The sequence below is a fragment of the Methylobacterium sp. J-118 genome, from assembly GCF_057836565.1.
In genome coordinates, this window is the sequence record NZ_JBYQFA010000001.1 from 4,123,335 (window position 1) to 4,146,320 (window position 22,986).

A 22,986-nucleotide genomic window follows, 5' to 3' on the forward strand; every position below is an offset into this window, starting at 1 on the left:
GGCGTGCCCACCGCGATTAGGCTTGTCCCGATCTTCCGGTGAATGTCCCGGTCGCCGGTCCGGTCTTCGGGTCGGGATTGCCTATCGAGATTAGCGACATGCGCATCATCCCGATCATCGCCAGTGTAGGTCTCCTGGTGGGCTGCACCTTCAAGGGCGTGCCCGACCCTGCGCTCTCGGCCCGCGACACGGCCTTCATGGCGCTCGTGCCGGATGCCGAGTTCGATCCCCACTTCGCCCGCTACGAGATCAGCGACCCGACCCGGCAGCCGCCCGGGACGATCGTGGTCGAGACCAAGGAGCGCCAGCTCTACCTCGTGCTGCCGGACGGGAAGGCGATCCGCTACGGCGTCTCCGTGGGCGACGAGGCCTATGGCTGGACCGGCAACGCCACGGTCGACCGCAAGGCCGAATGGCCGGCCTGGAACCCGCCGGCCGAGATGATCAAGCGCTGGCCGCATGTCCACGCCATGCAGGGCGGGCCGATGAACCCGCTCGGCGCCCGGGCCCTGTACCTGTCGGACCACGGCAAGGACACGCTCTACCGGATCCACGGCACCAACGAGCCCGAGAAGATCGGGCAGGCGGTCTCGTCGGGCTGCATCCGCATGCGCAACATCGACGTGGTCGACCTCTTCAACCGTGTCCCCGTGGGCGCCACGGTCATCGTCCGGTAACGCAACCGGTCAACGTCCCAATAAGCCTGCTTGCTCGCCGCGTGTTTACCTGAACTCTCGTTCAGATCTGGCCATTAACTTCCGGCAGGGAAGCCGTCCCGTAAGTTGAAGACACACAGGGACTAGCGCCGACCGCAGAAAGGTCGGGGAGGCAGGCAACCATGACCGTGATCACCGTTCAACAATTCTGCAACCATGCGGTTTCGGCCGGCACGATCAGCGACGAGGACCTGCTCGTCCTCAAGCGCGAGGTCGTCCCGGACGGCCTCATGACCCGCGAGGATGCCGATCTGCTGATCGCCCTGGAGCGGGCGGTGATCGGCTCCGACGCCTATGCCGACTTCCTGGTGGCCTCCGTCGTCGACTTCGCCGTGTGGGGCAGCCGTCCGACCGGCTATATCGACCGGGACACCGCCGCCTGGCTCGCCGCCTCGCTCAGCGGCCGGGACGGCCCGAGCCCGGTCGGCACCCGGATCGCCATGGCGATCGTCCGCGAGGCCCAGGGCAGCGCCGAATCGCTGATGGTGTTCGCCCTCGACGCCAACCGCCGGATCCGCGACGCGGTCCAGCCCGCGCGCACGAGCTTCGCGCTGGCAGCCTGAGCGTTCGACACAGGCGCAGCTTCCGTCCGCGACGCATCTGATCTATCGGGACCGTCAAGCCGGTGTGCAATCCGGCGATCTCGAAAGCAGTGCGCCAGCTATGTTCGACAAGATCCTGATTGCCAACCGGGGCGAGATCGCCTGCCGGGTCATCAAGACCGCTCGGAAGATGGGCATCAGGACCGTTGCGGTCTACTCGGACGCCGATCGCGACGCCGTGCATGTCGCCATGGCCGACGAGGCGGTCCATATCGGGCCCGCCGCCGCGGCCGAGTCCTATCTCGTCATCGACAAGATCGTCGAGGCCTGCCGGCAGACCGGAGCCCAGGCGGTCCATCCCGGCTACGGCTTCCTGTCCGAGCGCGAGGCCTTCCCCAAGGCGCTCGAAGCCGCCGGCATCGTGTTCATCGGCCCCAACCCGGCCGCCATCGCCGCGATGGGCGACAAGATCGAGTCCAAGAAGGCGGCGGCCGCCGCCGACGTTTCCACGGTCCCGGGCTTCCTCGGCGTGATCGAATCGCCCGAGCACGCGAAGACGATCGCCGACGAGATCGGCTATCCGGTGATGATCAAGGCCTCCGCGGGCGGCGGCGGCAAGGGCATGCGCATCGCCCATTCGGGCGACGAGGTGGCCGAGGGCTTCGCCCGCGCCCGCTCGGAGGCGGCCTCCTCCTTCGGCGACGACCGCGTCTTCATCGAGAAGTTCATCACCGATCCGCGCCACATCGAGATCCAGCTGATCGGCGACAAGCACGGCAACGTCGTCTACCTCGGCGAGCGCGAATGCTCGATCCAACGTCGTAACCAGAAGGTGATCGAGGAGGCGCCGTCGCCGCTCCTCGACAAGAAGACGCGCCGCAAGATGGGCGAGCAGGCGGTCGCGCTCGCCAAGGCGGTGAACTACGACTCGGCCGGCACGGTCGAGTTCGTGGCCGGGCAGGACAAGTCGTTCTACTTCCTGGAGATGAACACCCGGCTCCAGGTCGAGCATCCGGTGACCGAGATGATCACCGGGCTCGACCTCGTCGAGCTGATGATCCGTGTCGCGGCCGGCGAGAAGCTGCCGATCACCCAGGACGACGTGAAGCTCAACGGCTGGGCGGTGGAGAGCCGCGTCTACGCCGAGGATCCGACCCGCAACTTCCTGCCCTCGATCGGGCGGCTGACCACCTACCGGCCGCCGGAGGAGGGGCGCCAGGGCAAGGCGATCGTGCGCAACGATACCGGCGTGGAGGAGGGCGGCGAGATCGCCATCCACTACGACCCGATGATCGCCAAGCTGGTGACCTGGGCCCCCAGCCGGTCCGAGGCGATCGCCGCGCAGGCCGAGGCGCTCGACGCCTTCGCCATCGACGGCATCCGCCACAACATCCCGTTCCTGTCGGCGCTGATGGCGCATCCGCGCTGGCAGGAGGGCCACCTGTCCACCGGCTTCATCGCCGAGGAATTTCCGAACGGTTTCGTCGCCCCGGAGCCGGCCGGACCGGTGGCCCTCCGCATGATGGCGGCCGCGGCGGCGATCGACCACAAGCTCAACCAGCGCAAGCGGGGCATCTCCGGCCAGATGCGGGCGCCGGGCCTGTTCGCGTTCGAGCACGACCGCGTGGTCGTCCTGGCCGGTCAATCCTATCCCGTCACGGTGACGCCGGAGGGCGAGGATCTGCTGGTCACCCAGGACGGCGGGACGTCTGTGACCGTTGCGAGCGGGTGGCGTCCCGGCGAGCCGGTCTGGATCGGCACGATCGGGTCCGAGCGGGTCGCCATCCAGGTGCGCGGCCTGCTGAACGGCGTGTTCCTGCAGCATGCGGGCGCGGCGGCCGAGGCGCGGGTCTACACCCGCCGCGAGGCCGAACTCGCCGCGCTGATGCCAGTGAAGGAGCAGGCCGGCTCGGGCAAGCAGGTGCTCTGCCCGATGCCGGGCCTCGTGAAGCAGATCCTGGTCACCGAGGGCCAGGAGGTGAAGACCGGCGAGCCGATCGCCGTGGTCGAGGCCATGAAGATGGAGAACATGCTCCGGGCCGAGCGCGACGCCACGGTGGGTAAGATCCACGCCAAGGAGGGCGACAGCCTCGCGGTCGACGCGGTGATCCTGGAATTCGCCTGATCGCCATCAGGCCGTTGCATGACTCTTGTCCACAACGAACAGACGAAGCTCCTCGCGACGGCGCTGAATAACGTGGCAGTGGCGCTGGTGGTTGTCGGTGTCGTCACGCCGCTGACAGCGATCAGCTTCGAAGTTCCGAACGCGCCGCCCATCAAGCCAGGCACGATACTCTTCGCCGTGATCTGGCTTTTCGCCGGCCTCGGTTTACATTCTTTGGCGAGGCGCGCGCTTCGGAGTTTGAAGCCATGAGCTCGGGCCAGATTTTCGTGACTTTCGTCATCCCGGCGACCGTGCTGGCGATCGGCTACCTCGCCGTACGTTTGAATGAGCGCGCTGCGCATCGCCTCGACCAACCACCGGGCGAGTGAATGAGGTCGCGCACCCGCCCCAGACACGCCGCACCATGCCCCTCTATTTCGCCTACGGCGCCAACATGGATGCCGCCGCGATGGCGCTGCGCTGCCCGGTCTCGCGGCTGATCGGCGGCGGGCACTTGCCCCGGCACCGCTTCATCATCATGCGCGAAGGCTATGCCTCGGTGGTGCGCGATCCCGTCCGGATCGTCCACGGCGTGCTGTGGGACCTGGCGCTCGACGATATCCCGGCGCTGGACCGCTACGAGGGCGTCGCTGGCGGCCTCTACGCCAAGGCGACGCTTCCCGTCACGACTGCCGGCGGGGTCAAGCGCGCCCTGATCTATCTCGGACGGTCGACCGCGCCGGGCCGGCCACGGCCGGGCTACCTCGACGCCGTGCTGGCGGCCGCCCGGGCCGCCCAGCTGCCGCCGGCCTATATCCGCGAGATCAGTACCTGGACGCGTGGCCAGCCCGTCTGAACGGCCGGCAACTGGTACGCAACCTGCTTGCTCGCGACCGACCGGGGCAGCGACATCGACAGGCGCCCCGGCCAGCTGTCGTGATTGCGCGGCGCGCCCTACGGTCAACGGCGATCGGCGGCGGCCTGCGAGGGAGAGGTTTGCATGTCCTATCTGGCGCCCGCCGATTTCGTGAAGAAGGCCGTCGATGCCGGTGAATCGAAGGTCTTCATGGCCACCAAAGACACGTTCATCCGCGCCTACATGGCCGGCGCGATCCTGGCGCTCGCCGCCGCCTTCGCGGTCACCATCAACCAGACCACCGGCCAGCCGCTGATCGGGGCGCTGCTGTTCCCCGTCGGCTTCTCGATGCTGTACCTGCTCGGCTACGACCTGTTCACGGGCGTCTGCGTGCTCACGCCTCTGGCGCTGATCGACAAGCGGCCGGGCGTCACCGTGGCCGGCGTCGCCCGCAACTGGGTGCTGGTCTTCTTCGGCAACTTCGCGGGCGCGCTCACCACCGCAGTGATGATGGCGATCGTGTTTACCTTCGGCTTCGCCACCGAGCCGAACGCCGTCGGCAAGCTGATCGCCGGCATCGGCGAGGCGCGCACCCTCGGCTACGAAAAGTACGGCGCCTCCGGCATGCTGACGCTCTTCGTCCGCGCCATGATGTGCAACTGGATGGTCTCGACGGGCGTGATCGGCGCGATGCTGTCGACCTCGGTGCCCGGCAAGGTGATCGCCATGTGGATGCCGATCACGGTGTTTTTCTTCATGACCTTCGAGCATTCGGTGGTGAACATGTTCCTGTTCCCCTCGGCAATCCTCATGGGCGGCCACCTGACCGTGATGGATTACCTGCTCTGGAACGAGATCCCGACCCTGCTCGGCAACATCGTCGGCGGCCTCGCCTTCACCGGTCTCATGCTCTACTCGACCCATGTGCGGACCGGGGCGACCCGGATCGCGGCCGTCGACGCGGGCGTGCGTCGCCCGATCGCGGCCGAGTGAGGCGAACCGGGCCCGCGTCGCACGCGCGGGCCCGATCGACGCGTGTGGACGGCATGAGCGAGCGACGGACGGTTTCCCTCCTCATCGAGGGGCGGGTGCAGGGCGTATCCTATCGCGCCTGGACGCGGGATCAGGCGCGGGCCCAAGGCCTCGCCGGCTCCGTGCGCAACCGCGACGACGGCGCGGTGGAGGCGGTGTTCAGCGGCAGTCCGGAGGCCGTGGACCGGATGGTAATCCTGTGCCGGTCCGGGCCACCGGGCGCCCGCGTCTCCGACATCACCATCCGCGCGCTTGACGACGGTCCCGCGTTATCCGGCTTCGAGATCCTGCGCGGCTGAGGTGGCGGACGGGCGGACGGCTTCTGCGGCGGCCGTCGGGCTGTTATGGCATCGCGGCCCTCGTGAAGCCGCCTCTCGTCGATCATGAACGACCTATCCGCCGGCCAAGCCGCGTTCTCGCCCCTGGATCTCGGAGCCCTCCTCTACTTCATCGTCGCCTGGGTGGCGTACGGGCTGTCGGTCGGGCGGCTGCGGGGCCGGATGGTCCCCCTCAGCCAGATCATGAACGGCCATCGGTCCAACTGGGCCCGGCAGGTGATCGGCCGCGACAACCGGGTGGTCGACACCCAGATCAACGCCTCCCTGCAGAACGGGACCGCCTTCTTCGCCTCGACCTCCCTGATCGCCCTCGGGTCGGTCCTCACCCTGTCGCGCTCGGGCGACGATGTGCTGAACCTGTTCGCAACCCTGCCCTTCGGCACCGTGGCGACCCGCCTGACCTGGGAGCTGAAGGTCGCCGGGCTCGCGCTGGTGTTCGTCTATGCCTTCTTCAAGTTCGCCTGGGCCTATCGCCTGTTCAACTACGCGGCGATTCTCCTCGGCGCGGTGCCGCCGAAGGGGTCCGGGGCCAGCGAGACCGAGATGATGCGGGCGGTGCGCCGGCTCGCGGCGATGAACGTCAGCGCCGGCCGGCATTTCGCCCGAGGGCAGCGGGCGTTCTTCTTCGCGCTCGCCTATCTCGGCTGGTTCGTGAGCCCCTACGTGCTCATCGCCTCGACATCGGCGGTGGTGATCATCATGTGGCGTCGGCAGTTCGCCTCCGAGATCCGCGCGGCGCTGCTCGAAGCGGGGGAGGGTCCCCACGAGGGTCCGCTCCTGCCTCCCCTGGAAGAGGCGAGGACATGACCGACACGAGACCCGACGATGCGGCGATCGAGACGGCGATGCTCGGCCTCGTCGCCGCGCGCGGTGCGGACAAGACGGTCTGCCCGTCGGAGGTCGCCCGGGCACTGGGCGGCCCGCATCCGGATGGCTGGGGGCCCCTGATGCAGCCGGTGCGGCGGGTCGCGGTCCGCCTCGCCCATGCGGGCCGTGTCGCGATCCTGCGCAAGGGCAAGCCGGTGGATCCGGACGATTTCCGCGGCATCTACCGGCTGGCGCTGCCCGCGGGGGATTCGGGGCCCGGCAGCCAGTCCGGCGTGTAGCCGGCCCACCGGTAGACCGCGAGGCCGATCCACTCCTTCAAGGCGAGATCGAGCTGGAACAGGCCGTCGGAGGCGAAGCCGTTGAACCGGGTCACGTCGCCCCAGCCGCGCGTCCGGTAATCCACCGGGACCGCATCGACCGTGAAGCCGGCCTGCCGGAAACAGCCGACGGCCCGGGGCATGTGCCAGGCCGAGGTGACGAGGAGCCAGCGCTCCCCGGGCTTCGGGTGGACCAGGGCCGCCGTGAAGGCCGCGTTCTCGTGGGTGTTGCGCGACCGGTTCTCCAGGATCAGCCGGCTGCGGGGAACGCCGATCGTGTCCGCCTGGCGACTGACGATGTCGGCCTCCGCGATGCCGCCGCCGATGAAGCCGCTCCCGCCCGAGAAGACGAGTCGCGCCGCCGGGAAGCGCCGGGCCAGATCCGCGAAATAGATCGGCCGTTCGCCGGCATCGTTGACGATGATCTGGTCCCGCGCCTCGGACAGGCCGGCCTCGATCCCGCCGCCGAGCACGATGATGCCCGCGGGCGCCGGACCGTCCGCCGGGAAGGGCGCGAAGCGCTGCTCAAGGGGGAGGAGCATCGTCTCCGCAAGGGGCGACAGGCCGCCGACGCCGAGACCCACGGCGCCGAGGAGCGCGAGGCCGGTCCCGGTCCGGCGCAGCCGCGTCGCCGAGAGCAGGAGCAGCCCCACCAGGACTAGGAAGATCAGGAAGTTCGACGGGGTGATCAGGAAGTAGATCAGCTTCGACAGCGGGAAGAACACGGCGCTCACGCCGGCTTCGTCTCGGCCTGGAACCGGGCCAGGGCGGCGGCATCCGGCGGCAGCAGGCGCGCGAGGCTCTCGCCCCGCTCCACCTCGCGCTGGATCCAGAGGTCGAGGCGCTGCTGCTCCACGGCTTCGAGGGCGATCCGCTCGGCGATCCCGGCCGGCAGGGCGACGATCCCGTCGCCCGCGCAGACCACGATGTCGCCCGGATGGATCGCCGCCCCGCCGCAGGTGACGGGTTGTTGCGTGCCGACCAGCGCGAGGGCGCCGCCCGCCCCCTGCGGTGCGCTCCAGCTCGGCAGGCCGATCGCTTCCGGCAGAGCCGCGTCGGTGATCAGCCCGGCGGCGCCGCGCTGATCGAGCCGCGCCGCCAGGATCGCCCCGAACGGCAGAACCAGGCCGGTCGCGGCGGCATCGATCACCACCAGCGACCCCTCGGGAACGGCGTCGATGGCGGCGAGGTCGCCCGCGGCATCGTCGCGGGCCGGGATCATCCGCAGCGTGTAGGCGATGCCGATCGCGCTGCCGCTGGCGCCCGGGGACAGCCCCCTGGGGCTGAAGGCCTTCACGCCGGCCCGCGTCAGAGCGCGGGCGAGGCTCGCCGGCGTCACGGCGGAGAGCGCGTCGCGCAAGGTCGGGTCGATCGCCATCGGGGCTTCCTCGATGCGGCGGTCCAATCCGCGCCGCGCGTTCTGCCAAGTGGATCCCGGGCGCCGGACGGCAACCGTTCGTCCCGGAATAGAGATCCGTCGCCGGGAAGCTCAGAGGTCCGTCCTGATAACGGTCGGAAACCCCAGGATGAAATCGGCCCCGAAGGCGGTGACCGGAGTTTGGAAGCCGGCCGGGACCGCGCCCGATGCCACGCGCCGGGCGATTTCAAGGGCGGTCAGGACCGTGAGGCTGTAGCCCTCGGGGGTCTCCATGCGGCTCGCCGCGCGCGCGCCGGCACCGTCCCAGGCCTCGGCCAGGAAGGTGCTGCGCGCCGACGCCCGGGCCGAGTCCGAGGGGCCTTCCGGCAGCCTGTCGATGCCGCGGTTGATCAGGCGCTGCGCCGTCCCGCCGGCGATGAGCCGCCGGATCCCCGCCGGCAGGCCCGCGGCCGCCGCCATGGCCGGGAAGGCCTCGAAATACACCGCGATGTTCGGGACGCGCGTGGAGTACCACGCGCTCGACACGTCGCCCCAGCCGAGCCCGACGGTGCGCCGCGGGCCCCGGCCGAAATCGGCGCGGCCGCGGGGCGGGCTCGGCAACTCGACGATGCGGCCGGCCCGGCGCACCCGCGTCCCCCAGGCGATGCCCTCGACCATGGTGCGGGCCGTGCCCCGGCTGAAGCCGCCGAAGCCACCGATCGAGATCCGCAGATGCGTGGCCCCGGGCACCCGGCCGGCCACGTGGGCGGCCAGGCAGTCGCTCGGCACGACGTCGAACCCGGCCGCCGGCAGCAGGACGATGCCCGCCGCCTTCGCGTCCGCGTCCCGGGCGGCGAGCGATTCCAGCACGTCGATCTCGCCGGTGATGTCGACGTAATGCGCGCCCGCGGCGAGACAGGCCTCGGCCATGGGTCGGGCCGTCCGGGAGAACGGGCCGGCGGCGTGGATCACCGCCGCGACGCCCGCCAGCACGCCCCGCAGGGGACCCGGTTGGTCGAGGCGCGCGGCCCGCGATTCGAGTCCGAGCCGCGCGGCGAGCGGACGGAGCTTCTCCGGATCGCGCCCGGCCAGGATCGGCCGCAGGCCCTGCGCGACGGCGTGCTCGGCGATCAGCCGGCCCGTATAGCCGGTCGCGCCGTAGATAAGAATCGTGCTCATGACCGGGCTTCTGCCACCGCGTCCGCGGGTGTCAAAGCGCGCTGCGCGCCGGGCGGGTTCGCGGCATCGCTTGCCCAGCCGGGACTTGGCTCAGGAGCCATGAGACGATGAACCGTGTCCTTCGACCCACGACAGCCGACCGGGCGGCACGTCGGCGCGGCGCCTGCGTCGGCGCGCTCCTCGTCGCCCTGGCAGGCCCGGCCGCGGCGGCCGACCGGGCGGTCGGCCTGAAGGCGCAGCCCGAATTGATGCCGGGTATCGAGGCGATGCCGCAGATCGAGTCGCCCGCCGACGACGCGGAGCGGCGAATCAACGCCGCGCTCCGGCGGCTCGACGAGAAAGTCCGCAAGGCCGCCCAGGCCTGTCGGGCCGAGGGGGGGACGCACAGCGATTGGGGGCGGACCGTGACGACCCCGATGCGCGGCCCGCGCTTCCTGAGCGTCGAGATCGCCGACAGCACCTATTGCGGCGGGCCCCACCCGAATGCCGCGCTCATGGCGATCGTCTACGATCTCACGGCCGGAGCGCCGGTTGATTGGGCCGCACTGCTTCCGCCGTCCCTGACCGGCAAGGCCGCCCTCGAGACAGGTGCAGATGGGACCAAGATGGTGACGCTCGCCTCCGAGAGGCTGCACGCCCTGTACCTCAAAGGCTATCGCCCGAAGACGGGCGATGCGAAGCGAGAGGGCGACGATGACGAATGCCGGGAGACCGTGTCGGATACGTCCCTGAACGGGCCACCGGCCATGATGGCATGGCTGGATGCCGGGGCAGGCGGTCTCGCCGTCCATTTCGACCTGGCGCACGTCGTTCAAGCCTGCGCCGACACGGTGGTGATTCCCACCGCGGTGCTGCGCCGCGAGGGCGCCAAGCCGGCTCTGACGGACGCGCTCGACGCCGCGCATGCCAAGCCGTGAGGGCCTGAAGGGCGGGCATGTGGTCGTCGTGACTTCAACCGCGGCGGCGGAGGGCGTAGCGTGCGCCATGGCTGGCGTAAGAGCCGGCCCGGCATCCCCGGGGGATGATCCTTGCCCGCATCTCGCAGCGCCGCGAACGCAGCCGACCCGTTCGGATCCTGGGCCGACCGGCCGAGCCTGTCGCCCCTGCGTGGGGCCGTGGTGGCGGCCTGCCGGCAGCCCGAGGCGGACTGCGTCGCCGGGCTCCTCGATCGGGCGCGGCTCCCCGCCGAAGCTGCGGCGTGTGTCGCGGCCACGGCCCGGCAGCTCGTGGAGGCGCTCCGGAGCAAGGGCCGCCGCGGCGGGGTCGAGGGGCTCATCCACGAATATGCCCTGTCGAGCCAGGAGGGCGTCGCGCTGATGTGCCTCGCCGAGGCCCTGCTGCGCATCCCCGACGCGGCGACCCGCGACGCGCTGATCCGCGACAAGATCGCCGGCGGAGACTGGGCGGCCCATCTCGGCCACAGCCCGTCGCCCTTCGTCAACGCGGCGACCTGGGGCCTGCTGGTCACCGGCCGCCTCGCCGCCACCCGGGACGAGGCGGGCCTCTCCCACGCGCTCACCGGCCTGATCGCCCGCGGCGGCGAGCCGCTGATCCGCAAGGGCGTGGATCTCGCCGTTCGCCTGATGGGCGAGCAGTTCGTGATCGGCCGGACCATCGCCGAGGCCCTGCGCAACGCCGGGCGGCTGGAGGCGAAGGGCTACACCTATTCCTACGACATGCTGGGCGAGGCCGCCGTCACCGCCGAGGATGCGGCGCATTATCTCCGCGCCTACGCGGACGCGATCCGGGCGATCGGGGCGGCCTCGGCTGGGCGGGGATGGCTGCTCGGGCCGGGCATCTCGATCAAGCTGTCCGCACTCCACCCGCGCTATGTCCGGTCGCAGCGCGGCCGCGTCCTGGCGGAGCTGCTGCCCCGGGTCCGGGACCTCTGCCGGCTGGCCCGGGGCTACGGGATCGGGCTCAACATCGACGCCGAGGAGGCCGACCGGCTCGACCTGTCCCTGGACATCCTGGAGCGGCTCGCTCTGGATCCGGAGCTTTCCGGCTGGGACGGGCTCGGCTTCGTGGTCCAGGCCTACGGGAAGCGCTGCCCCGTCGTGATCGACGTGCTGATCGACCTCGCCCGGCGCAGCCGCCGGCGCCTGATGGTGCGCCTCGTCAAGGGCGCCTACTGGGACAGCGAGATCAAGCGCGCGCAGGTCGACGGGCTTTCCGACTTCCCGGTCTTCACGCGCAAGGTCCACACGGACGTGTCGTACCTCGCCTGCGCCCGCCGGCTCCTCGACGCCCCCGACGCGGTCTTCCCGCAATTCGCCACCCACAACGCCCAGACCCTGGCCACCATCGTGGAGATGGCGGGGCCGGATTTCCGGCTCGGCCAGTACGAGTTCCAGTGCCTGCACGGGATGGGCGAGCCGCTCTACGAGGCCGTGGTGTCCGGCGCGTCCCTCCGGCGCCCGTGCCGGATCTACGCGCCCGTGGGGACGCACGAGACCCTGCTCGCCTACCTGGTGCGCCGGCTCCTGGAGAACGGAGCGAACACCTCCTTCGTCCACCGGATCGCCGACGACTCGGTTCCGGTCGAGGCGCTGATCGCAGATCCGGTCGCGGTGGTGGAGGCGATGCCGGTGCCGGGGGCGCCGCACGAGCGGATCGCCCTGCCCGGCGCCCTCTACGGATCCGCCCGCGTCAACGCCGCCGGCCTCGATCTCGCCGACGAGGCGGCGCTCGTCCGTCTGGGGGATGGCTTGGCGGCGAGCGGCCGGACCGCGTGGCGGGCAATGCCCCCGGAGAGCGGTACGGACCCGGCCGGGACGCCCGTGCGCAACCCGGCCGATCACCGGGACGTGGTCGGATATGTCCGCGCGGCGGCGCCCGCCGATATCGAGCGGGCCCTCGCGCGCGCCGATGCCGCGGCCCCGGCCTGGGCGAACACGGCGCCGGCCGGGCGGGCCGCCGCCCTGCGGCGCGCCGCCGACGCCTTCGAGGCGGGGATGCCGCTGGTCATCGGACTGATCGTGCGCGAGGCCGGCAAGTCGTATGCGAACGCGGTCGCGGAGATCCGCGAGGCCGTGGATTTCCTGCGCTATTACGCGGCCGAGGCCGAGCGGACGCTCAGCCCGGGACACGCACCGCTCGGCCCCGTGGCCTGCATCGCGCCCTGGAATTTTCCGCTGGCAATCTTCGTCGGGCAGGTGGCGGCCGCCCTGGCAGCGGGCAACCCGGTCCTCGCCAAGCCCGCCGAGGAAACGCCGCTCGCCGCCGCGGAGGCGGTGCGGGTGCTGCACGCGGCGGGGATTCCGGACGCCGTGCTGCAGATCCTCCCGGGTGACGGCGCGGTCGGCGCCGCCCTGGTGGCGGATCCGCGGGTGCAGGGGGTGATGTTCACGGGCTCGACGGCGGTCGCCCAGGCGATCCAGCGTTGCCTCGCCGAGCGCCTGGACCGGCACGGGGAGCCCGTGCCGCTCATCGCCGAGACCGGCGGCCAGAACGCCCTGGTGGTGGATTCCTCCGCCCTGTCCGAGCAGGTGGTGGCGGACGTGATCGCCTCGGCCTTCGACTCGGCGGGCCAGCGCTGCTCGGCCCTGCGGATCCTGTGCCTGCAGGAGGAGATCGCCGAGCGGACCCTGCACATGCTGAAGGGCGCCCTCGACGAGCTGGCGGTCGGCGATCCCCGCCGCCTCGCCACCGATATCGGCCCGGTCGTCACCGCCGCGGCCGCCGAGCGGATCGACGCGCATGTGGCCGCGATGCGCGCCCGGGGCTTTGCCGTCCATCAGTGCGCTCTCCCGGCGGAAACCGGCACCGGGACCTTCGTGCCGCCGACCGTGATCGAGATCGACGGCGTGGCCGATGTCGAGCACGAGGTCTTCGGACCGGTGCTGCACGTGCTGCGTTACCGGCGCGCGGATCTCTGCCGCCTCCTCAAGGCGATCGCGGCCACGGGCTACGGCCTGACCTTCGGCGTCCACAGCCGCATCGACCAGACGATTGCCCAGGCCCTCGCTGGCGTTCCGGCCGGCAACCGCTACGTGAACCGCACCCTCATCGGCGCCGTCGTGGGCGTGCAGCCCTTCGGCGGTTCCGGCCTGTCGGGCACGGGCCCGAAGGCCGGCGGGCCGCTCTATCTCGGGCGGCTGGTCCGGAGGGCGCCGGAGGCCGCCCTGGACGGGATCGCGGCGGCCGCGTTCCCGGTCCCCTCCTATCTGGAATGGCTGAGAGCAAACCGGCACGGCCCCCTGGCCGCGCGCCTCGCGGCGGCGCGCTCCCCCGCCCTCGCGGAGATCGCCCTGGCCGGTCCGGTCGGTGAGCGCAACCTCTACGCCCTGCGGCCGCGCGGACGCGTCGCCGCCGTTGCGGAGACGGAGGCGGGGCTCCTGCTCCAGCTCGGCGCCATCCTCGCCTGCGGGAACCGCGCGGTCGTCGTCGGCGCCGAGGGCAGCCGCGCTGTCCTGCGCGACCTTCCGGCCGAGCTGGCGGCGCGGATCGGGCACGCGCCAGACCTCGACGGGGCGGGCGAACTCGGGGCGATCCTGTACGAGGGCGAGGCGGCGGGGCTGCAGGCCCTGGTCCGGGCGGTCGCGGCCCGGCCGGGGGCGATCCTGACGGTCCAGGCCCGCCGGCCGGACGCGCTGGCGGCCGGGGATCTCTACGGCGTGGCCGGCCTCGTCGGGGAGGTCTCGACCTCGGTCAACACGGCCGCGGCCGGCGGCAATGCCAGCCTGATGAGCGTCGGCTGAGCGCGGGTGTCCCCGTCAGGCCGAGCGGCGCAGGTTCCAGAACAGCGGCAGGCCGGTCAGCATGCCCTCCAGGTCGCGCCGATAGGCGGTCGGCTGAAAATACTGGCCGCAGGGGAGGTAGGCGCCGACCTCGAGGACCCGGGCCTGGATCCGGTCGGCCAGCGCTTTCTGAGCCGCGAGGTCCGGCGCCGCGAACCAATCGGCGCGCAAGGCCTCCAGGGGCGCATCGGTGAGCCAGCTCGGGATGCCGGCCCGGCCATTGCCGCGGATCGCCAGATGGTAGGCCGGCGAGAGGTGATCGAGGCCGCCGGAGAAGATACCGAACATCGACCATCCGCCCTGATCGAGGGGCTTCGGGCTCAGGATCCGCTGGTTCACCGTGCCCCAGTCGGTGGACACCAATTCGAGGTTCATCCCGAGCTTGCGGCAGAGCTCGGCCATCACCTCGCAGAGCGCGTTGATCCGCGGCACGTCCGTACCGGAGAGCAGGATGACCCGCTCGCCGCGATAGCCCGCCGCGGACAAAGCCCGCTTCGCCGCGTCGAGGTCGCGCGGCCCGGTGAGCACCGCCATCCCGGCCTCCGAGGCCATCGGGCCGCCGGGGGTGAAGACGCCCACCGGGCCGCGCCGGATCGACGGATCGCTGCCGGCGACCGCATCCATCATCTCGGTCTGGTCGATGGCCGCGAGCAGGGCATGGCTGATCGCCGGGTTGTCGAAGGGCGGCAGCGTGTGATTGAGGCGGATCTGGCCGATCAGGCCGGCGGTCTCCACCAGCTCCACCCGCAGGGACGGCTGCCGCATCAGGTCGGGGACGAGATCGACCAGGGGCTGCTCCCACCAATCGACCTCGCCGGAGCGCAGGGCGCCCGCGGCGGTGGCGCCGTCCGGGATGGTGCGCCACTCGACGCGATCGAAATGGGCGATCCGCGGGCCGGCCGTGAAGCTCGGGCGGCCCTCCGGGCGGGGCCGGTAATCCGCGAAGCGCTGGTAGACGTTGAGCGCGCCGGGCACCCGCTCGGCGGCGACGTAGCGGTACGGCCCGCTGCCGACGATCTCCGGCACCGCCTGCGTGGCGGGGGTGGTGCTCAGCCGCTCGGGCATGATCACCGGGATGTAGGAGGTCGGCTTCGCCAGGGCGTCCGGCAGCAGCGGGAAGGGCCGGTTGAGCCGGAACTGCACCACCGTGTCGGAGGGGGCGGACAGCTCGTCCACCGCGGCGAACAGGGCGCCGCCATAGGCATCGCGCTTGGACCAGCGCGCCAGGCTCGCCACCACGTCGCGGCCGAGGACCGGGGTGCCGTCGTGGAAGCGCAGGCCGTCCCGCAGCGTCAGGCGCCACGTCAGCCCGTCATCTGCAACCGCGTGCCCGGCGACCATCTGCGGCTGGGCGCGATAGGCGGCATCGAGGCTGTAGAGGGTGTCGAAGACCATCAGCGCATGGGTGCGCGTGACGTAGTTGGTGGTGATGATCGGATCGAGCAGCGCCAGATCGGCGTAGGGCACGAAGCGCAGCGTCGTGGCCGAGGCCGCCCGGACCAGCGCCGGCCGCGCCAGGGAGGCGGCCATCAGGGCCCCGGCGCCTCCGAGCAGCCTGCGTCGCTCCATCAGCCAACCCCCGTCGCCTAGGCCGGCGACCCCCTGCAAGGGGTACGCCAGCGGCGCGATCAGGCGGGGCGACGGGGCGGGGGGCCGATCAGGCCGCGCGCGACCAGCGGATGTCGCCGAGGCTCTCGCGGAAGGCGAAGCGGGCCAGGTGATCGGCCACGACGTTCTCCAGCCGGGTGAGATTCACCGGATCGGAACTGTCGATGCGCATCACGAGGGCGTCCGGCTCGGCGTCGAAGGTGCAGACGCGATCCTCGCCGAACGGCACGGTGCCGTGCTCGGGGGTCGCCTCGACCTTGAACTTGTGGCTCCAGTGCCGGCAGAGCTGCTGCAGGTAGCGGCTCGCTTCCGTGGTCTGCACGCGGGCCAGTGAGGTAGGCATTCCGTCGATCTCCAGATGGGTGTGATACAGCCTGTCGTTGACGGTTCGTCAGTCGATCTCGCATCTGCGAGATAGGAAGAGTCCAGAGCAATTGCTATGCCGGGCTCCGACGCACCGGTCCGCGCCGTTGTCGAGAAGGGTGTGTCCGCCGCGTTAGCAGGGGCTTAACGCGACGGGCCGGCGCCGCGGATGGCGGCGGGGCGTGGCTGTCCTGCACCGGCCTCGGTGCCGAATTATGGCGCGCTGCACAAAATCCTCATCCCTGGGAGTCCGGTTCGCGGGTGCGCCCGGCGATGACCTTTCCGGGGTTGAGGAGGTGCTGCGGGTCGAGGGCTTCCTTGAGCCTGCGCATCAGGTCGAGGCCGACCGGATCGCCGTAGCGTTCGAGTTCGTCGCGCTTGATCAGACCGACCCCGTGCTCGGCCGCGATGGAGCCGCCGAGCCCGTGCACGATGTCGTGAACGATGCGGTTGAACCGGCCCCATTCGGCCAGGAAGTCCGCGGGCGCCATGCCGACGGGCTGCGACAGGTTGAAGTGGATGTTGCCGTCCCCGAAATGGCCGAAGCCGCAGGGGCGCAGGCCCGGCATCGCCGCCGTGCAGGCCGCGCCGGCCCGCTCCAGGAATTCGGGCAGGCGCGACAGGGGGACCGACACGTCGTGCTTGATCGAGGCACCCTCGCGGGTCTGCGCCTCGGGCACCCCCTCGCGCAGCCGCCAAAGGGCGTCGTTCTGCGCGCCGCTCGCGCCGATCGTGGCATCGGCGATCAGCCCGTCCTCCAGCGCCGCGCCGAGCGCCGATTCCAGCGCGCTCCGCACGTCCGCGTCCGGGCGGGCCGAGGCGACCTCGATCAGCGCGTAGGCGCCGTGCGTGCCCGCGAGCGGCGGGACCGTACCCGGGACATGGCGCAGGACGATCTCCAGCGCGAAGGGCGGCAGGTACTCGAACGCCGTCAGGTCCCGGTCCATCCGGCCCCGCAGGGCCACGAACAGGTCGAGGGCGGCGCGCGCCGAATCCAGCCCCACGAAGGCGACGCTCGTGGCGCGCGGCCGCGGGAACAGCTTCAGCACCGCCGCGGTGACGATGCCGAGGGTCCCCTCCGAGCCGATGAACAGCTGCTTCAGGTCGTAGCCGGCATTGTCCTTGCGCAGGGCTCTCAGGCCGTTCCATACCCGGCCGTCCGCCAGGACGACCTCCAGTCCGAGGACGAGATCCCGGGCATTGCCGTAGGCCAGGACGGCGATGCCGCCGGCATTGGTGGCGATCCCGCCGCCGATCCGGGCCGAGCCGCGCGACGCGTAGGAGAGCGGGAACAGCAGACCGGCGGCCTCCGCGGCGTCCTGGACGTCCTGGAGGATCATCCCGGCCTCCACGGTGATGGTGGCGTCCACCGGGTCGACGGCGCGCAGGCGCGTCATCCGTTCCAGGGACAGGATGAATCCACCCTGCGGGATCCCGGCACCGGTGAGCCCGGTATTGCCGCCGAGCGGCACCACCGGCAGGCCCGCCTGCGTGCAGGCACGCAGGGCGAACGCCACCTCCGCGGTGCAGCCGGGCCGCAGCACCGCCAGGGCCGTACCCGTGAACAGCTTCCGGCTCTCGACCAGATAGGGCGCGAGATCCTCCGGCTCGGTGAGCACGTGGCGCGGGCCGAGGCCGTCGCGGAGCGCGGCGAGGAGGGTGTCGTGGGCGGTCGCGGTCGGGATCATCGCGAAGATTTTGTAGACCAGAGGGCGCGAACGGCAACCGACAGTATGGCGCGCGGCACCATGGACCTTACAACGGTCGCGTCGATCCCGGGTCTCCCAATGCCCGACCCCCGGACGTTCCATCGCAGAGGCTGAGATGCTCTCCGTCATCCAGAACCCGCCCCGCATCGCGCTCCCGGTCGCCGGCAGCGGCGATCTCTTCCCCGTCCGACGCGTCTATTGCGTGGGGCGCAACTACGCCGCCCATGCCCGCGAGATGGGCGCCGATCCGGACCGCGAGCCGCCGTTCTTCTTCATGAAGCCCGCCGACGCCCTGCAGATCGTGGGCTCCGAGCCGACGGCCCACCCCTATCCGTCCAAGACCAGCAACTACCATTTCGAGGTCGAGCTGGTCGCCGCGCTCGCCGAGGGCGGCAGCGACATTCCGGCCGAGAGCGCCCTGGACCACGTCTACGGCTACGCGATCGGCCTCGACATGACCCGGCGCGACGTCCAGGACGAGGCCAAGAAGCTGTCGCGCCCCTGGGATACCGCCAAGGCGGCTGACGGATCCGGACCGATCGGTCTCCTGCACCCGGTGTCGCTGATCGGCCACCCGGCGCGGGGCCCAATCACCCTGTCGGTGGACGGCGAGACCCGGCAGAGGGGCGACCTCGGCGACATGATCTGGTCGGTGGCCGAGCAGATCGCCTATCTCTCGGGATACTTCGCGCTCCAACCGGGGGATCTCATCTTCACCGGCACCCCGTCCGGCGTCGGTCCGGTCGAGCGCGGCCAGCGCATGGTGGCCTCGATCGCCGGCCTCGGCGCGATCACCCTCGACGTCGTCTGATCCGGGCGGCGGCGATCGACATGCTCCTCGACCGGCGGCTGCTGCGGCGCCTGTTTCACCTCGGGGCCCTCGCGACAAGGGGGATGACCCTGGGCGTCCGCGGGGTCGCCATCGACCCGCAGGGCCGCGTGGCCCTGGTGCGCCACACCTATGTCAGCGGCTGGCACCTGCCGGGGGGCGGCGTCGAGCGGGGCGAGACCGCGGCCGAGGCGATCATCCGCGAGTTCCGCGAGGAGGCGGAGATCGTCCCGGACGCGCCGCCGCGCCTGCTCGGCCTTTTTCGGAACGTCGTGGCTGCGCCGCGCGATCACGTGGCGCTGTTCGTCCTGCCGGCCTTCACGGTGCTGCGTCCGAAGGCACCCGACCGGGAGATCGCCGCCTGCGCGTTCTTTCCGGCGGATGCGCTCCCCGAGGGGACGACCCGCGGCACCCGCGCCCGCCTGAACGAGATCCACCAGAGCCTCCCGCCGGACCCGAACTGGTGAATCGTCCTGAGCGGGCAAAAGAGACGCTTGCGTCGCCCGGCGGAATGGTGTTTAGAGAGCGCCGCCGGGGCCGCCGGCACGAAAGTCCAGGCGGCGCGGCACTAGTGAGCGGGTGTAGCTCAGGGGTAGAGCACAACCTTGCCAAGGTTGGGGTCGAGGGTTCGAATCCCTTCGCCCGCTCCAGTTTTTCCAATTCTTCTTCCGATATGGACGGACCCCTCCAGGGCCGTGCGGATCGTCGCGCTGCCCTGGCGGCTGCGTTCGCCGGACCCGACCGCGGCGTCGCGGTCGCTCGGGCGCGGCCGTCCGATGGAACGACCGCAGCGAGTCCCCTGGTGTGCTAGGCCCGCCTCAGCAGGCTCGGTGAGCGGAAATCCGAGCCGCGGCTCTGGGCGACGGCCGCGCGCGGCGCCGACACCCGCTGGTCCGCCTTGAGGATCTGCTCGATCAGCAGCGGCTTGGCGTAGTAGAATCCCTGCGCGCAGCGGATCTGGGTCGCGCCCAGCAGGTAGGCGACCTCCTCGAAGGTCTCGACGCCCTCGGCCACCACCGACATGCCCAGGGCCAGCCCGAGCGACTCGATCGCCTTCAGGACGATCTGGCTGCGCGGCCGCTTGTCGATGTCGGTGATGAACGAGCGGTCGATCTTCAATTCGTCGGCGGTGATCTCCGCCAGCGCGGCGAGCGACGAGTAGCCGACGCCGAAATCGTCGATGGAGACCCGCGCGCCGATGGCCCGGATGCGCGGCAGCACCTCGCGCTGGAACCGGCCCTTGGTGAAGAACGCCTCCTCGGTGAGTTCCAGCACGAAACGGCCCGCCAGACCCGTCGCGCCCAGGGCGTCGCAGAAGGCCGACATGAACGGCACGTCACAGGCCTGCTTGGCGGCGATGTTCAGGCTCACCGTCACCTCCGGCCCGAACACCTCGTCGATGTCGGGCATGGTCCGCACGGTCTCGCTCAGGACCTGCAGGGTGATCTCGTTGATCAGTCCGAGCTCGATGGCCAGCTCGATGAAGTCGCCCGGCGCCTGGATCATCCCGAGTTCGTCCCGCCAGCGCAGCAGCACCTCGACGCCCACCACCGCGTGCGTGCGCATGTCGACCTTCGGCTGGAAGGCGCAGCAGAAGCACCGGTCGCGGATCGCCAGGCGCAGGCGCTGCTCCACCGCCATGCGGGCGGTGGCGGCGTGGCTCATCGTCTCCTCGAAGACGCTGACGCCGCCCTTCACGCCGCCCTTCACCCGGTACATGGCGTTGTCGGCCTGGCGGCGCAGGACTTCGTAGGTCGTTCCGTGCTCCGGAAACAGGCTCAGGCCGATCGACGCGGAGGCGAAGATCTCGTGGTCGTCGATGAAGAACGGCTGCTTCAGGCGCTCCGAGATGTCGAGCACCGCCGCCAGGATCGCGTCCCGGCCGGTGACCGGGTTGAGCAGCAGCACGAATTCGTCGCCGCCGATGCGCGCGAGCATGTCGCTCGGACGCAGGGCGCCGCGGATCCGGTCGGCGACCTTGCGCAGCAGGGCGTCGCCCGCGGCGTGACTGTAATAGTCGTTGATGTGCTTGAAGTTGTCGAGGTCGATGAAGGCCAGGGCGAAGCGGTCGCCGGGCCCCGCCTCGACGATCAGTTCCTCGATGCTCTGCTCGAACATCGTCCGGTTGGGCAGTCCCGTCAGGGCGTCGATGAACGCCCTGGCGATCAGCTCCCGCTGCATCGCGTGGTGGTGCGTGACCTCGGTGAGGGTGGTGAGCGTGTAGGTCGCCCCCTCGGTCACGACCGGATGTGCCTGCGCCTCGACGACGTGCTCGCCGATCGCCTCGACGATCGCCGCAGCCGGGCTCGCCAGGGCGCTGTCCGAGAGCTCGTCGACGGCACGCGGCCCGAGGGCACGGGCCGCGGCGTTGGCCAGGATACACTGACCCTGCTCGTCATGGACCACGACCCCGACCGGAAGGGCCTGAATGGCGGCTTCGAGCAGGCTCTGGCGATAGCGGGCGGTGGATGCGGTCACGTCAGCCCTGCTGCCAGAGCGTCTTGGCGGCGCGGAGGCCGACCTCTCCGGGGGTCTCACCGGCTTCGAGGGGACGCCGGAGCAGCCGGCGATGCACCTGGTCGAGGGCGGCGCCGTGACCGCCTTCCGCACCGGGCTCACGGGCGAGGCGGCCGGTGGCGGAGGGATCCGCTTCGAGACCGCTGACCTTGCTCATGGTGGCGCCGCGCCAGCGCTCGACCACGGCGCCGACGAACGCCGCGCCGGCGATCGCCCCACCATGCTCCGAGACGCGTCCGCTCATGTCGTTGCGCGGCTGACGGTCCGGGGGCAGGGGGGTGAACTTCATCCGCACGGGCATGGGCACGCCCTCGCCGAAGGCGATGACCTCGCCGGTGCCCAGGGACGGCACGAAGGTGAGCAGGTTCACGGCATCGGACACCGCCGCGGCGAGGAAGGCCTGATCGCGGTCGTTGGTCATCCGCATGGCGAACAGGGTGCTGCACTGGGACATGATCGTCGCGTCGAGTTCCGCCGGCCGCTGCGTCACGAGGCCGAGATAGACGCCGTGCTTGCGCCCCTCGCGGGCGATCCGCGACAGGGCGCGGCGCGTCGGGGTGAAGCCCACGGACCGGTCGGCCGAGGCGAAGCGGTGCGCTTCCTCGCAGACGAACAGCAGCGGGATCGCGCCCTCGCTCCAGATGCCGAACTCGAAGGCCAGCCGGCACAGCACGCAGACGACGGCGTCCACGACCTCCATGGGAAGCCCGGCGAGCTGCATGATCGTCATCGGGCGCCCGTCCGGATCGAGCCGGAACAGGTGGCCCAGGATCTCGCCCATCATGTCGCCGCCGACATTGGCGTTCTCGAACATGAAGCCGTAGCGCGGATCGTTGCGGATCGCCTCGATCCGGGTGATCAGCCGGTGGTAGTGCATCCGGCCGACGCGGTTCTCCAGGCGGCCCATCCGCTCGTCGATCAGCGCGATCAGGTCCTGCAGCATGTACGGGACGGGGGTGTCGACGGTGAAGCCCGAGCCCTTGCCGATGGTGCGCTTCACGACCTGCCGGTCGCTCGCCTCCTTGTATTGCGCGTACTTGCTCTTCGCGAGGGGGATGACCTCCGCGAGGATCTCGATCTCCTCGTCGACGGGCGACCGGCCGCCGTAGACGACGTCGGCGATCTCTTCGAGGTTGAACAGCCAGAACGGCAGCTTGAGGGTGCGGGGGCTGATGACGCTCGCATGCTCGCCGAAACAGGCCGCGTACTCGTTGTGCACGTCCAGCAGGAAGATGCGCACCGCCTGCTGCGCGCGCATCACCTGGTCGAGGATGACCGCCACGCCGCTGGATTTGCCGACGCCGGTCGTGCCGAGCACGGCGAAGTGCTTCGTCAGCAGATCCTCGACCTTGATGCAGGCCGGCGTGTCCGGATCCTGGTACAGCGCACCCACGGCGGCCATGTTGGCGGAGGCGACCTGATAGAGGATGCGCAGGTCGCCCGGCGGCAGCAGCTCGACCGCGTCGCCGATGGCGGGATAGCAGGTCACGCCGCGGCGGAACCGCTTCCCCCCCTCGTCCGACAGGATCTCGCCGAGAAGGTCGATGCTCGCGTAGGCGCCGGGCTGGCGCCCATGGTCGTTGCCCGACGACAGGGTCGTGATGATGCCGATCAGCAGGGCAGAGCCGGCCTCGATCCGGACGAAATTGCCCACCGTGGCCCGGACGAGGGGACGGCCGTTCTGTCCGGCGAGTTCGAGGTGGACCTTCGACCCGTCGATCGAGGTCACCGAACCCATCCGCGCCGTCGGCCCCTCGCTCCGGCCCAGACTGTCACCGTTCAGCATCGCGTGTTCCCGAGCCTGCTCATCCAAGGTGCCCCCAGGATGCCGGGAGCCGCTTAAGAATCCGACAAAGACGGCGTCTCCGGCCAAGTGATGATTAATCGTTCCTTGTATAAATAGCTGTTTAACCTGAGCGATAGAAATAATACGGCGTGCTCACGGAGCCACG

22 protein-coding genes and 1 tRNA gene are annotated in these 22,986 nt (G+C 70.7%); 15 read left to right on the forward strand and 8 right to left on the reverse strand.

Going from position 1 to position 22,986, the window contains the following annotated elements; translation table 11 throughout:
• Positions 1-98 precede the first annotated feature (98 nt).
• The 10 genes from AC3IF3_RS19990 to AC3IF3_RS20035 all read left to right on the forward strand — a co-directional run bounded on the left by AC3IF3_RS19990 (position 99) and on the right by AC3IF3_RS20035 (position 6,694).
• The gene (locus tag AC3IF3_RS19990) at positions 99-677 is read left to right on the forward strand and encodes a L,D-transpeptidase (RefSeq protein WP_489230015.1); all 579 of its coding nucleotides are present in this window, start codon (positions 99-101) and stop codon (positions 675-677) included.
• A gap of 161 nt (positions 678-838) precedes the next feature.
• Positions 839-1,279: a hypothetical protein gene (locus tag AC3IF3_RS19995; RefSeq protein ID WP_243967134.1), complete on the forward strand. Its 441-nt coding sequence runs from the start codon at positions 839-841 to the stop codon at positions 1,277-1,279.
• 100 nt (positions 1,280-1,379) lie between these two features.
• On the forward strand, positions 1,380-3,383 hold the full coding sequence (locus AC3IF3_RS20000; protein WP_489230016.1) for an acetyl-CoA carboxylase biotin carboxylase subunit: 2,004 nt from the start codon (positions 1,380-1,382) through the stop codon (positions 3,381-3,383).
• 18 nt (positions 3,384-3,401) lie between these two features.
• Entirely contained in the window at positions 3,402-3,632 is a 231-nt protein-coding gene (locus AC3IF3_RS20005) for a hypothetical protein (protein ID WP_489230017.1), read from the forward strand.
• The gene (locus tag AC3IF3_RS20010) at positions 3,629-3,751 is read left to right on the forward strand and encodes a hypothetical protein (protein WP_489230018.1); all 123 of its coding nucleotides are present in this window, start codon (positions 3,629-3,631) and stop codon (positions 3,749-3,751) included. The genes AC3IF3_RS20005 and AC3IF3_RS20010 overlap by 4 nt, the downstream gene beginning before the upstream one ends.
• A 35-nt stretch (positions 3,752-3,786) precedes the next feature.
• Positions 3,787-4,218, forward strand: a complete 432-nt coding sequence (locus AC3IF3_RS20015; RefSeq protein ID WP_243967137.1) for a gamma-glutamylcyclotransferase family protein — start codon at positions 3,787-3,789, stop codon at positions 4,216-4,218.
• A 144-nt stretch (positions 4,219-4,362) separates the two neighbouring features.
• Positions 4,363-5,211, forward strand: coding sequence for a formate/nitrite transporter family protein (locus tag AC3IF3_RS20020; RefSeq protein WP_243967138.1), 849 nt, complete (start codon positions 4,363-4,365; stop codon positions 5,209-5,211).
• Between the two features lie 53 nt (positions 5,212-5,264).
• The gene (locus AC3IF3_RS20025) at positions 5,265-5,549 is read left to right on the forward strand and encodes an acylphosphatase (protein WP_243967139.1); all 285 of its coding nucleotides are present in this window, start codon (positions 5,265-5,267) and stop codon (positions 5,547-5,549) included.
• Positions 5,550-5,633: 84 nt separating this feature from the next.
• A complete protein-coding gene (locus AC3IF3_RS20030) occupies positions 5,634-6,395 on the forward strand; it encodes a DUF599 domain-containing protein (RefSeq protein ID WP_243967140.1) in 762 nt (253 codons plus the stop codon).
• Complete coding sequence (locus AC3IF3_RS20035; RefSeq protein WP_489217786.1) at positions 6,392-6,694, forward strand: DUF3253 domain-containing protein; 303 nt, start codon at positions 6,392-6,394, stop codon at positions 6,692-6,694. Before AC3IF3_RS20030 ends, AC3IF3_RS20035 begins: the two co-directional genes overlap by 4 nt.
• Here AC3IF3_RS20035 and AC3IF3_RS20040 read toward each other — a convergent pair.
• From AC3IF3_RS20040 to AC3IF3_RS20050, 3 genes are all read right to left on the reverse strand, one after another.
• Positions 6,637-7,458 (reverse strand): YdcF family protein, encoded by an 822-nt coding sequence (locus tag AC3IF3_RS20040; protein WP_489220385.1) that lies wholly within the window; start codon positions 7,456-7,458, stop codon positions 6,637-6,639. The two genes, AC3IF3_RS20035 and AC3IF3_RS20040, sit on opposite strands and share 58 nt — an antisense overlap.
• Before the next feature lie 5 nt (positions 7,459-7,463).
• A complete protein-coding gene (locus AC3IF3_RS20045) occupies positions 7,464-8,111 on the reverse strand; it encodes an RraA family protein (protein WP_489230019.1) in 648 nt (215 codons plus the stop codon).
• Positions 8,112-8,222: 111 nt separating this feature from the next.
• The gene (locus AC3IF3_RS20050) at positions 8,223-9,269 is read right to left on the reverse strand and encodes a saccharopine dehydrogenase family protein (protein WP_489230020.1); all 1,047 of its coding nucleotides are present in this window, start codon (positions 9,267-9,269) and stop codon (positions 8,223-8,225) included.
• A gap of 107 nt (positions 9,270-9,376) precedes the next feature.
• On the opposite strand from AC3IF3_RS20050, the gene AC3IF3_RS20055 reads away from it, so the two are divergent.
• Both AC3IF3_RS20055 and putA read left to right on the forward strand, forming a co-directional pair.
• Entirely contained in the window at positions 9,377-10,186 is an 810-nt protein-coding gene (locus tag AC3IF3_RS20055; protein WP_489230021.1) for a hypothetical protein, read from the forward strand.
• A gap of 111 nt (positions 10,187-10,297) precedes the next feature.
• Positions 10,298-13,969 carry a trifunctional transcriptional regulator/proline dehydrogenase/L-glutamate gamma-semialdehyde dehydrogenase gene (gene putA, locus AC3IF3_RS20060; protein ID WP_489230022.1) on the forward strand — a complete coding sequence of 1,224 codons (3,672 nt, stop codon included), beginning with the start codon at positions 10,298-10,300 and terminating at the stop codon, positions 13,967-13,969.
• Between the two features lie 15 nt (positions 13,970-13,984).
• Here the strand turns inward: putA and AC3IF3_RS20065 are convergent, their stop codons facing one another.
• The 3 genes from AC3IF3_RS20065 to AC3IF3_RS20075 form a co-directional block, all read right to left on the reverse strand.
• Entirely contained in the window at positions 13,985-15,577 is a 1,593-nt protein-coding gene (locus AC3IF3_RS20065; RefSeq protein WP_489230023.1) for an ABC transporter substrate-binding protein, read from the reverse strand.
• Positions 15,578-15,665: 88 nt separating this feature from the next.
• Positions 15,666-15,959 (reverse strand): DUF2218 domain-containing protein, encoded by a 294-nt coding sequence (locus AC3IF3_RS20070; protein ID WP_243967148.1) that lies wholly within the window; start codon positions 15,957-15,959, stop codon positions 15,666-15,668.
• Between the two features lie 256 nt (positions 15,960-16,215).
• Positions 16,216-17,667: an FAD-binding oxidoreductase gene (locus AC3IF3_RS20075; RefSeq protein WP_489230024.1), complete on the reverse strand. Its 1,452-nt coding sequence runs from the start codon at positions 17,665-17,667 to the stop codon at positions 16,216-16,218.
• 136 nt (positions 17,668-17,803) lie between these two features.
• Here AC3IF3_RS20075 and AC3IF3_RS20080 point away from each other — a divergent pair, with 136 nt between their 5' ends.
• The 3 genes from AC3IF3_RS20080 (at position 17,804) to AC3IF3_RS20090 (ending at position 19,167) form a co-directional block, all read left to right on the forward strand.
• The gene (locus AC3IF3_RS20080; protein ID WP_243967150.1) at positions 17,804-18,499 is read left to right on the forward strand and encodes a fumarylacetoacetate hydrolase family protein; all 696 of its coding nucleotides are present in this window, start codon (positions 17,804-17,806) and stop codon (positions 18,497-18,499) included.
• Between the two features lie 20 nt (positions 18,500-18,519).
• Positions 18,520-18,984, forward strand: coding sequence for an NUDIX domain-containing protein (locus tag AC3IF3_RS20085; RefSeq protein WP_489230025.1), 465 nt, complete (start codon positions 18,520-18,522; stop codon positions 18,982-18,984).
• A 108-nt stretch (positions 18,985-19,092) separates the two neighbouring features.
• Positions 19,093-19,167, forward strand: a tRNA-Gly gene (locus AC3IF3_RS20090).
• Positions 19,168-19,324: 157 nt separating this feature from the next.
• On the opposite strand, the gene AC3IF3_RS20095 is transcribed toward AC3IF3_RS20090, so the two are convergent.
• The gene (locus AC3IF3_RS20095; RefSeq protein WP_489230026.1) at positions 19,325-20,995 is read right to left on the reverse strand and encodes a putative bifunctional diguanylate cyclase/phosphodiesterase; all 1,671 of its coding nucleotides are present in this window, start codon (positions 20,993-20,995) and stop codon (positions 19,325-19,327) included.
• Between the two features lies 1 nt (position 20,996).
• On the reverse strand, positions 20,997-22,820 hold the full coding sequence (locus AC3IF3_RS20100) for an ATP-binding protein (RefSeq protein WP_489230027.1): 1,824 nt from the start codon (positions 22,818-22,820) through the stop codon (positions 20,997-20,999).
• Between the last annotated feature and the right edge of the window lie 166 nt (positions 22,821-22,986).